Origin of the sequence: Tenacibaculum singaporense (assembly GCF_003867015.1) — a bacterium.
Taxonomy (GTDB): domain Bacteria; phylum Bacteroidota; class Bacteroidia; order Flavobacteriales; family Flavobacteriaceae; genus Polaribacter; species Polaribacter singaporensis.
The window spans coordinates 2206302-2217976 of the sequence record NZ_CP032548.1; the positions used below are offsets into that span (position 1 = coordinate 2206302).

Here is an 11675-nt window from a genome sequence, read left to right on the forward strand (position 1 = left end):
AAATTTATCATTTCAAAGTATTAAAACGTAGAAGTAGTAAGGGATTAGAGGTAAGTGAATTTTATTTTGTTTTTTGAGAAGGAAAACATTGTATTTTACAAGTACACAATGTAATTTGTTCATAAATATTAAAAATATCAATAAAATTATCTACTACAGAAAAATTATAAAAAAAGTGTTCATATTTCATGTTCATAGATTAGATATAACTTTTTAAAAATAATCCTAATAGAAAGATAAAAAATAAGGGAACCCATAAATATTATTATTGTATCTTTCCTAAATTTATTTCTCAAAATTAGCTATGATTAGAGAAATATGCTATTAATTTTTAATTAGAAAAAAGATAAATTTTTGGAAGAGAATAATTACAGAAAGTTATTTCTAACTCTTTTTAAAGCTAAAGATGAAATAGAGTTAGAAGAAGTAATAAATGAGTATATAGTTTTTTTTAAAGATTCCAATTGGAAACCTTTAGGAGGAAATAAAAGTAATTATGGAATTGTAAAAAATCAGCAATCTAACCCTATCGCTGCTCTTATAGAAAAAGTAACAAATTCTGTGGATGCACTATTGACAAAGAAGTGTATAGAAAGTGGGGTAAGTCCTGATTCGGAAGAAGCTCCTAAGTCAATGGGAGAAGCTATCGAACGCTTTTATCCTAAAAATAATTGGGATGTTCAGTCTTTCGCTAAGAAACAAGCTGAAGAGATTCAGATAATAGCAGATAGTAAAGGGCCATATCCTAATCGAAATGGCTATAAAACATCTCTATTAATTTATGATAATGGAGAAGGACAACACCCGAAAGATTTTGAAGGTACATTTCTCTCATTAGTTAGGGGCAATAAGAATAAAGTTCATTTCGTTCAAGGAAAATATAATATGGGAGGAAGTGGAGCAATAGTTTTTTGTGGTAAAAAGCGTTATCAACTTATTGCTTCTAAAAGATTTGATAATACAGGAGACTTTGGATTTACGTTGATAAGAGAGCATCCTAAACGAGAATCTGATCAAGCTAAAGAGACTTGGTACGAATACTTGGTGTTAGATGATAAAATTCCTTCATTCAAAATTGATACACTTGATTTAGGACTTAAAAATAGAAAGTTTAAAACTGGTTCAGTTATAAAATTGTATTCCTATCAATTAGGGAGAGGTTATTCCTCAGCAATCAGTCACGATTTAAACCAAAGTATAAATGAGTTTTTGTTTAAGCCTGCTTTGCCTGTTTTAACAGTAGATTCTGAAAAAAGATATCCAAATGATAAAGTCTTAGTTAATGATTTATTTGGATTAAAAAGGCGTTTGGAAAAAGAAAAGGATAAATATATTTCTGATTCTTTTTCTGAGGTATTTAAAGACGATTTGTTTGGAGAAATGAAGGTGTCTTGTTTTGTATTTAACTTAAAAGTAGGGAGTTTTGATTTAAAAAAATCAAAAGCAGAAATACAAAGAAGGTATTTTAAAAATAATATGAGTGTAATGTTTTCAATGAACGGTCAGGTGCATGGATCATATACATCTGAGTTTATTACAAGATCATTAAAGCTAAATTTACTTAAAAATCATCTTTTGATTCATGTAGATTGTACTAATATGAAATATGAGTTTAGGAAAGAGCTTTTTATGGCTTCAAGAGATAGACTTAAAGAGGGGGATGAAACGCGTGATTTAAGACATTATTTAGCTAGCAAGCTTAGTGATAAAGATGCAAGATTATCTGAAATTCAAAAATTAAGAAAACAAGCTGTAAATATTGATACTTCAACAAATACAAATCAATTAATTAAAAACTTTACTAAGTCCCTACCTTTAAACTCTGATTTAATGAAGTTATTAGGAGATACCTTTAAGTTAGATTTAAAGAAAGAGAATAAAAAAGATAATAAGGATAAAAAAAAGAACAAGTTAAAAGAAGAATCATTACCATTTAGTCCAAAGAGATTTCCTTCTTTTTTCAAAATAAATTCAAAAGTTAAAGGAGATACTGAAGTAGCAAAAATACCTTTAAATGGAGAAAAGGTAATTCGCTTTAGTTCGGATTGTGAAGATTCTTATTTTGATAGAGTCGAAGAGCCTGGAGAATTAAAAATTGCAATTTTAACAGTAAAATCTGATGTTTCCGAAGGAGGGGATCAAAAAGGAGAACCCAAAGATATTGAGGAGGTATTTAATGTAAATACTAGTAGTCCAAATAAAGGGACTATTAAAATTAACTTAAACCCTAAGAAGGATAAAATTAATATAGGTGATTCAGTACAAATGAAAGTTTCACTTACAGCACCTGGAGGAGATTTTGAAGAATTATTTTGGGTAAAAGTTTCTGAACCAGAAAAACCTAAAGAAAAAATTCCTAAAAAAGATGGAGATGAAGAACCGTTAGGTTTACCTCAAATGATTTTTGCATATGAAAAACCAAATGAAGATGTTCCAAATGCTGTTTCATGGGAGGGAGTAGAAGAAGCAACAGGGCTAGATGTTGATATTAAGACGGTTATGATTCCAGAAGCTGAAGGAAGTACTTTAAAGCGTATTTTTATCAATATGGATAGTTCAGTTTTAATGAATTTTAAATCAAAATATAGAAACCCAAACGAGGAACAAATAGAATTGGCTAATAGAAAATATTACACATCTGTATATTTTCATACACTTTTTTTATATACCATAACAAAAAATAAAGGTTATGAGATTAAACAAAAAGTAGAAGGAAATGAAAATTTAGAGGATGTAGATGTGGGACAGTATTTAAAAGATTTATTTGATAATTACTACTCTACATTTATTTTGAATTTTGGGGGAATGGAAGAAATGATGGATGGACTAGGGGATTAATATGTTATTCACCTATAAACTTATAAAGTTCCTTTTCCTCTAGATATTTAATCAAATTCTGTATTTTATCTAAATAATTATTATTTCTTGTTTGTAAATCAAAAACTATTCTGTATTCATTTAAAATACAACTAATTTGTTTGTGATGATTTCCTCTTTTTCTTTCAAAAAAACTCTTAAAATCACCTAAATCTTCTAAAGAATGTTTGTGAAGTTTATCAATCAACTTTCTTAACTTTTCATTAAATTCTTTGTCCTTTCTCAGTTTTGGAGATAATGTATTGATATAATCTCTAAGTTTGGAAATAAGGTTGCTTAGCCCTACTGCATATTCTGAATGTAATGAGCTAAGCAGTCTAATTAATTCTCTTTTTGAAAATTGCTCATCTAATCTGTATAACAACAATAACAAGTCTGCCGTGTCTTTAATACCTCCTATTTGATGTAAATCAAAAAACGAAGAAAAATCTTCTTTTGCAGTAAAATCGTCTGTATAAAAAAACAATTTGCTTGGCATTACTTGTGAGTAGTATAAAGATAGAGCTGTTGAGAAAAATTCTCCGTTATCTTTTTTGTAATTAGAAATACTTCTAACTTTTTTTAAAAAATCTTTCCCAAACTCTTCGAAAAGACTATCAGAAACCTTATAGTTTATAAAACATGAAACTGCATTTTCAATTCTATCCCTTTCAATATCGTTTTTAAAAATATTAGTTTTAATTTCAGTAAAAACTTTATCAGAAATGAATATCTTAAGATATTTGTTTAGTTTTTTTATTAAAAACTCTTCTGAATTATCAATATGTATAAGGTTAATAACTGTACAGGCATCTAAAACAGCAGTTGCTACACTTCCCATATAATATCGCCTAAGTTTTGCATTAAAAAGTCATGAGTAATAGGTGTTGAAGCGTCTTCTATGTCAGCCAATTCTAAGAGAATGGAAAAAGCTTCATTGAATCTTCTTAATGTAAAACCTTGAGTTAGAGAAATTAATTCATCAACAACTTCTTTAGAAAATGGATGGTATTCATTTTCATTACTACTTATCTTATAGTAATTGATTATTTCTTTGAGATAGGTTCTAAAGTCAGTTTCATCAGGAAGCTCAAAATTATTTCTTTCTTTTATACGTGATTTAACAGATTCATATAAAAATTCTCCTAAATCTTCTGCTCCAATTAAAGCTGACTGTGTTAAATTTATAAATAATAATAAGTTGTTAGGTGTATTATCTAATAATTCTCTTAAAAAATTATTTGTTTTGTCGATGTTAGAGCTGTTCAATACTGCTATATCCTCAAATTCATCTATCCATAGAGTAACTAAAGAATAGAAAGTTTTTTCATTAGTAATGGAACTAAATAAACCTGAAAGGAATAATGTGTAGTCATTATCTGAATTAAATTTTCTTAAAATATTATATTGATTTAATTGCTTAAGATCAGGGTTGCTAATGTTTCCATACAAATACATTTTTAAAAGAGGAATATCAACATCCTTATTAAAAATAGCTTTTAAAACAGATTGAATATGAATGTTATCTCCATAATTATCTATAAACAAAGTAATGTCTTCAAGGTTAATTTTATCTCTTAACTCTTCAATATTTAATTTATCTATTATTGATATAAATAAACTTTTTACAGGTTCTTTACCTTTGGGTAAGGAAATTACTATTGGATAAGGTCTAGTATTTACTCCTTTTAATTCATTTAAAATAGATTCCTTACTAAAATATCGAGCTGAATGGGTTTTTCCACTTCCATATTCTCCCCAATTCAGTACTAAGCTTGAGTTTGGAAGTCGAATACTTCTTTTTATTCTATTACTAATTCTTTCTTTGATTTTTTCAAATCCAGCCCATATAATCTCTTCTGATTTTGTGGCTGGGGTCATCCTGAATGGATTCGTTTTTAAATTAAATTTATTCTCAAAACTCATTTTTATCTTTTTTGTACATAACCATCTCCATACTGAGATTGGTATTTGTAAATATATTTACCTTTTGAATGTTCTTTTATATGATTCTCAATAAACTTATACTCTACAGGTATTTCGTCTTTTAAAAATAAATTATACTTAGTATATTGAATAGCCTGAGATAAAGTTACTCTGTTAGGAGCTAATGTTTTAAATCTTGTGAAGCTGTCTTCTATATATGAATTTATTTTTTTTCTTAGCTCTTTTAAATCAAAGTTTTCTTTTTCGTCTACTTTGCTATTTGGGGCATATATCAAAGTAAAAATATGTTGATAAAATCTACTTATATATTGTTCGGGATTTACAATATACCATCCTTCAATATCGTACCAATAACATAAATTATTAAATAAAACTTTACCACTTTCATTTAAAAAAAAGAGTTTATCGTCTTTAAAATCAATTAAACCTAAATCAAATAACCAATTAATACGTGGCATTAATACATGTTCTAAATAAATTTTAGGCTTATCCCAATTTTCAATTCGTTTCCGTATTCTAAATATTTCTCTTTTTGTTGAAGCAGGCAGATTATACTTCCCAATGAATGACTCTAACCTGTTTAAAACTGCTTGCTGAAATACGTCTCTTAGATATAAAAATGACACATATTTTTTTATGTATATTAGCTCTAATAATATACTTAAGTAAAGAAAATCAGATTTTAATAACTCTTCGAAGAAAAACAATTTGCTAAATTTGTCTAACTCAAAAAAATGTTTTTCTTTTTTGTCGATACCTGAATTTCTAATAAGATCATATACTTTTAGCTTCTTACCTATAGAGTAAACATTGTTTATCTTTTTTATGAGTCCTATTTGCTCTGCCAAAGTAATGTAGGGTTTAGCAGAAATACCTGTTTTAGTTATTTTAACATCTCCCTTGTCGTTTTTATAAGATTTTAATTCTTCAACTATATAAGATTGGGAAGCAAACTCTTCAAACTTCTTATTAATTGTGGAAGCGGAAACTTTATTGTACAAGTGAAAAAAATCAGTCAATAATACCAGATAACCTAACCTTCTTGCCTTAGTACTTGTTGTTAGAATCTTAATGCTTGATTGATCATCTAAAGGTTTATTTTCTTGATAAAATTTCCAATAAAATTTTGGGATATTTATTTTTGGTTTAACGTAGGTTTTAACCAACTCGTCAAACACCCCTATATGTTCAATAGACAGGTGTATTTTGTAGATAAAATTTGGACCCCCTTCACAAAAACCATAATTACTATCATTATCATATCCATAATTTTCATTCAGTTCATATTTCAACTCAGATAATTGAACGTTATTTAAACAAATAATTGAGGTTAATAAAGAGTAAAGATTTATTACTAATGAGTTTTGAAAAAAATCTTCATAAACTATATGTTTTCTGTCGTCTAAGTATTCATAATCAGATAGGTATAGGTCGGTGATTTCAACTTTAGAAAAAGATTCAGAAAGCTCTTCAATCGTAGTTCCTGAGTCATACTCATATTGGTAACTTTCTATAGTATCTTTATCATATAGTTTGAACCCTAAACTAACCACAAGATAGAACTCACTGAACTCAAAAATAATCCTGTCATAGGACACAAAATAATACCTGTTCGAAAGGTTTTGTATGTACTCTAATTTCTGCAAAATTCAATTCTTCTATATAAAACAAGCGGTACAAGCACCATCTTCAGCATCAATTAGTTTATCCATTAATAACTTTGAGCCTTGTGACTTTTCTTTACCTGTACGCTTTATGTGATCTAACTTTATTTGTTTAATTCTTTCGGGGTTTATTAATTCTTTTAATGATTCATTTTGAATCCAAGTAAATAACTCATCTTCATTTTCATAAGTCATTGCTTTTTTAAATAATTCAGGATGTTGCTCATATAACCAAATCCATTCAATTTTTTGTTGAAAGAAACAAAAATAGCAACCAGACCTGCTTCGAGCATATTCTCCTTTTTGTCCATCCACTTCATATGCTACTTTATTGTAGTAGGCAGGTATACCAACTCCGCTTTCTTCCAAAAGTCTAAAAATATCTGCTCTAACTAAGTTATCTTCATTTTCTAGTAATGGATAGTCTTCCTCGAATGATATAGGGTAGTTTGTAGTTTTAAGGAATTTGAAAACAGATTTATTAAATTCAATAATACCAACATTTAATAAACCGTCTAATTTCTCATTAATAATTCTTTCGGTTTGTAATTTATAGTTTAAATTGAATGAAATCGGTTTGCTAAACTCATTAACAATTTTGTCCAATTTATTACCAGAATAAAAATCACTATAATAACCTAATAATTGTTCTTGATTTTTTGGATCGAATATTTTTCTTAATACATCTTGACTCCAAATGTTCTTTCTGAAAGGAAAAATAGATTGTATATTATCCTGTCTTGAAATATATCCTTCTCTTTGTTCATCTCCACGAATTCCTACGTATGACATTGTTGGTTTGTCTCCTACAAATTTTTCGAAGGGTTTCAGTTTCATCATCGCTGTACACCACCTAGCTTGAGGAGAGGGTAAATAACCTCTATAAGATTTAAAGAAAAAATCGAAAGGATCTTCTCCGGAATTTTTTATACCTTCATCTTCAAGTTTATTGATTTTAGCTCCTAAATATCCTTCTAAATTTTCAATAAGAGTATATGTTTCATCTAACTCTTTACCGGTGTCAGTAAAGTAATAAGTGAAATTAAATTGAGGATATTTGTCTTTTAAATATATTGCAAGAGCAGCACTGTCTTTTCCTCCAGAAATGCCTAAAACATGTTGTATCTTACTCATTTAATTCTCTTTTTAAAAGTTCAGTTAAGATAGCTAAACGAACTTGTTTATCGTTACCTAAATTCTCCCTAACCAAAGATATGTTTTTTTCTACTTCTTTTTTCTTATCCTTTGATATGCGTATTAGTTGTTGTTGTAAACCTTTTTGTTTAGAAGTAATATCAATTTTATATACCTCTTCATTGCTTTTAGCTTTCAACTTATAGATATCACATAAGTTATCTAATTCTTTTATAGTAGAGTTTAAACGATCTTTCAAAATATCTTCATCTTTATCATCAATATCCTTCAAAGGTTTTGTTAATAAAGCAAAAGCAATAGAATTTAACCAGCTATTTCTGTCATCTAAATTAGAATTAACTCTAATTAAGAACTTTTTTTGATTTGGTAATAGCTGATGCTCTTCTAAAGAAGAAAAGCGTTCTTGAATAATATTCTTGTAGTTAGGGAATTTTGAATTAACCCCTAAAATATTTTTTACTAAATATGTTTCGAAACGATTTATTAACTCTTCAAATGAATTTTTAATTTCGGATATATGCTTTTGTAAATCATGAATATAAGTATCGAATAATTTTTCAGATTCTACTAAAGATTTTAAATCATAATTTAATGCTCTGGGGAAGTTTTCGAAAAATACTTTTTCAGGATCTTCTGCGTTGGCAATTGCTTGACGTAATTGAATGGACTCTTTTGTTAAGCGTTTGGTTTTTTGAGAGTAGGGCTCTAAGTTTTTGTATAAAATTAAAAAAGGTCTAATGCTTTCTATAAAAGATTCATTAGATAAAGAGTCTTTAGGACTTTGATTCAGATACTCTCGATATTTATTGAATAAATCTATATGTAAATTAGAAAGCTCAAAAGTTTTAATAGAGTAATCTTTAGGTTGTCTTGTAAATAAATAAAGTATGGATTCATCTATAAATGGAACATAACCAGATTTTCCATTGTATAATGCAAAATCTCCTCTTTTTGTAAATAAGAAAGTTGGTATTAAAAAATCTATGACTCCCTGTTTTAATTTATAAGGTTTTTGTTTTAACCTATTTATAAGCTCAACTATATTTTTTTCTTCTTTTCTAGCCTCTTTTAAAAAATCTTCACAGGCATTCCAAACCTCAATAAAATTATCATTTCTTGATTCAGGTTGACTTAATATATAGGTGTCTCCACTTTGTTGGTGTATTCCTGTATTTTTGACTAAACAAGAATAAATAGTCTTATCAGCAGGAAATTTATCTTTGGGATACCCTAAATCTTTTTCATGCCATTGATTAACTAATCTTTTAAAATATTGTTTCCTTGCTGAGTTAATAGCTCCTGATACTTTATGTTTATTTATTAACTCCATATTTATTGTGGGAGTTAAAGGATAAATAGTATAACAAATTTGCGAAAGGAACTTGTTTAATGTATTTCTATTACTAATAGTAATTTTTTTACCATTAAAGTACCATTTAGTATATTTTCCAAAAAGATTGTCTAAAACATAATGATTTAAGAGCTTTTCTTGACTTTTTATAATTGATTTAAGCTCTTTACGGGCTATTTTATCTTCAGTGTCTGCTTCTTTTAAAACTTTTTCTGTTTTAGTTATTTCAATAAGTGTCTCCCTTATTTTATCTGTGTTTGTATAATGAGCATATAATGTAGGTAATTCTTTTTGCTTCGTTTTTTCTATAAAAAAAGAATTGTCATAAGTTTCATTAAAAACAAGATTGATAAAGCCATCGATTTCATCTTTAGGTGTTTCAAATAGTAAATTTTCACTTATTTTAAATTCGAATAATCGAGGAGTTCCTGTTTTAAAAGAAAATTCGTTTGCAGTTAAAATAGGGAAAGAAAAATATTTTTTAAGCTTAGGTACAATATCAAAAGAGATATCGATATGGTTACTAACTCTGATTATTTCTTGCTCGATGTCCATATCCATTCCCCCTGTTAACTTAAAGGAATTATAGTAGGAGCTAAAGCGAATCATTTTGAAACCAACTAATTGATTTACTATTTTCTCTATCTGGATGGAACTGTATTTAAAACTTAAATATTGTATTAATAATTGTTCATTAATTGAAGCTCCTTTATTAGAAAAAATGTTTAATAAACCAATAGTCTTAACAATATCACTTGCAGTATTTATATTTTCTTCAAATTTGCTTTCGATTTCATTTAATTTATCTGAAATTAAACTCCAACTAGAATAATCAGGATTATATTTATCCTTAATTACAGCATAAAGATTAACAAATAAATAATCGTAAACTTTAGCTATTGTGAATAAATCGTTTTCTCTTAAGCTATCTATACCTAAGTTATCTGAGGAAGTTAAAAAGGTGAAAAGCGATCTCTCATTTTGCCCATATCTCTGAAGAGCTTTAGTTAAAGTTATTCCCGCAAATAAATCTAAAGGGTATAGATCAATACTTAGTTTTTCAAGATTATCTTCTGAAATATTAAAACAATAATTTTCATAATTTAAACCTACTAAGCCTTCTATATAGTTTAAATCTTTGTTTTCTTCATTGTAATTAGATTTAAAAAACTGAGAAGCTAAAAATAATAAGTGTTCAACAGGTTCATTAAAAGGGATCTCTTTTAATCTTCCTTTTACTTTTTTCCACTCACTTTTTTGAGTATCGTTTAAAGAAAATGCATAGGAATCAATTGCTTGATGTACAGATGTAATCAATAATATATTTCTTTTGGGATCATTAACAAATTCAGCTAATTGCTGAATAAAGTACATTTCCTTCTCTGGATTGTTTTTAGCAGCATATTCTAAAAACTTACCAAACTCATCTATACAAATAATTAATAAACCTTTATCATCTTTTATTGATTCATATTCTTGATATATAAAATCAAAAATTTGTTTATAACCATTACCATTTTCTTTGATAGAGAAATAATTGATAAAATACTTATATAGAGAAGAATACTCTCCAACTATATTTAAAGTTTTAACATGTCTTTTTTTATTTAAATCAAAAAAATCATGTTTACTATCTATTGATAAACTTTGATTAAGAGCCCATAAAAAAGATGATTTTCCTGTACCATATGATCCAATGATATTAAAGCTATGAATACCAGAATTAAACTCGTTTAAAATTTGCCTTGCTAACCTTTTGGTATTATTTGATGAAATATAATTTATTTTATTGTTTTCATCTCTAAGTATATTAATAGATGGGCTATGCTTGATTTTCATAATAATCTCTTAAAATAGAATATGAGTTTAAGTTTTTATTTTTAAACTGTAATTCTTTCACACCAGAATTACTGGTATAATTAATTTCTTTGTATAAACTAGAAAGCTCTGTTAGCTTTTCGTCTAGTTGGTCATTATTCATAGCAAAAATGTTTCCAATGCTATTAGCGTCACCTGATAGTGATTTATGACTAATGGATAGACCATATTTATCGTTTTCTAAAATACAAAATAGTAATAGTTCAACAGGGATACTATTCGTTTTTTTATTATGTATAATGTATTTATTAGAATCTTTATGTTTTATTTCTTCTAAGAGTTCTAAACTTGAAAGAATACCAGAAAAACTATCTTCTTTATCATTACTTTTAGAGAAATATGTTCTCGTCAAGACGGAAAAATCCTTATTAACAGTATTTTCATTAAACGACACGTTATGTTCGTTTAAAAAAGCTATCAAATTTGATTTATTAAATTCAGGTTTAGTTTTTCTTATTTCATTGAAGATTATTGAATAAATAGAAGAGAAGTTAGTTTGGATTAGTGAAAAATGTAATAACCATAAGGTAGTTTCATTTTCTAAGTATTTATCAACTCCATTATTTTCATTAAAAATAAAGTTCCCTAATGGTGTAATCTCTTCGTTTTGTTGATCTATAATATTAAAAGCTTTTAACCAAAACCTAATTGAAGAAACCATATTTCTACCAACACCTAAGCTAATACATGATTCATCTATGAACTTTCTTCCTTGTTTTACATAATCATAGCCTTTCTTTAACCAAAAACCTTTACAATGAAAAGTTTCGTGACCAGAAAATATGTACTTTTTTTCTTCTAATATATCTACTCCCAAAATTTGA

At 27.3% G+C, this 11675-nt stretch carries 7 protein-coding genes; 1 reads left to right on the forward strand and 6 read right to left on the reverse strand.

The features are described from left to right. The first annotated feature begins 354 nt into the window (after nucleotides 1-354). Complete coding sequence (locus D6T69_RS09830; RefSeq protein WP_206197805.1) at nucleotides 355-2838, forward strand: hypothetical protein; 2484 nt, start codon at nucleotides 355-357, stop codon at nucleotides 2836-2838. Nucleotides 2839-2842: 4 nt separating this feature from the next. Here the strand turns inward: D6T69_RS09830 and D6T69_RS09835 are convergent, their stop codons facing one another. The 6 genes from D6T69_RS09835 to D6T69_RS09860 form a co-directional block, all read right to left on the reverse strand. Then, the gene (locus D6T69_RS09835) at nucleotides 2843-3697 is read right to left on the reverse strand and encodes a hypothetical protein (protein ID WP_125067566.1); all 855 of its coding nucleotides are present in this window, start codon (nucleotides 3695-3697) and stop codon (nucleotides 2843-2845) included. Beyond that, complete coding sequence (locus tag D6T69_RS09840; protein ID WP_125067567.1) at nucleotides 3685-4737, reverse strand: hypothetical protein; 1053 nt, start codon at nucleotides 4735-4737, stop codon at nucleotides 3685-3687. The genes D6T69_RS09835 and D6T69_RS09840 overlap by 13 nt, the downstream gene beginning before the upstream one ends. Nucleotides 4738-4784: 47 nt before the next feature. Beyond that, nucleotides 4785-6356: a hypothetical protein gene (locus tag D6T69_RS09845; protein WP_125067568.1), complete on the reverse strand. Its 1572-nt coding sequence runs from the start codon at nucleotides 6354-6356 to the stop codon at nucleotides 4785-4787. A gap of 105 nt (nucleotides 6357-6461) precedes the next feature. After that, nucleotides 6462-7601, reverse strand: a complete 1140-nt coding sequence (locus D6T69_RS09850) for a phosphoadenosine phosphosulfate reductase domain-containing protein (RefSeq protein ID WP_125067569.1) — start codon at nucleotides 7599-7601, stop codon at nucleotides 6462-6464. Then, the gene (locus tag D6T69_RS09855) at nucleotides 7594-10812 is read right to left on the reverse strand and encodes a hypothetical protein (protein WP_125067570.1); all 3219 of its coding nucleotides are present in this window, start codon (nucleotides 10810-10812) and stop codon (nucleotides 7594-7596) included. The genes D6T69_RS09850 and D6T69_RS09855 overlap by 8 nt, the downstream gene beginning before the upstream one ends. Beyond that, nucleotides 10796-11668 (reverse strand): DUF4007 family protein, encoded by an 873-nt coding sequence (locus D6T69_RS09860; protein WP_164506713.1) that lies wholly within the window; start codon nucleotides 11666-11668, stop codon nucleotides 10796-10798. The genes D6T69_RS09855 and D6T69_RS09860 overlap by 17 nt, the downstream gene beginning before the upstream one ends. Nucleotides 11669-11675: the final 7 nt, after the last annotated feature.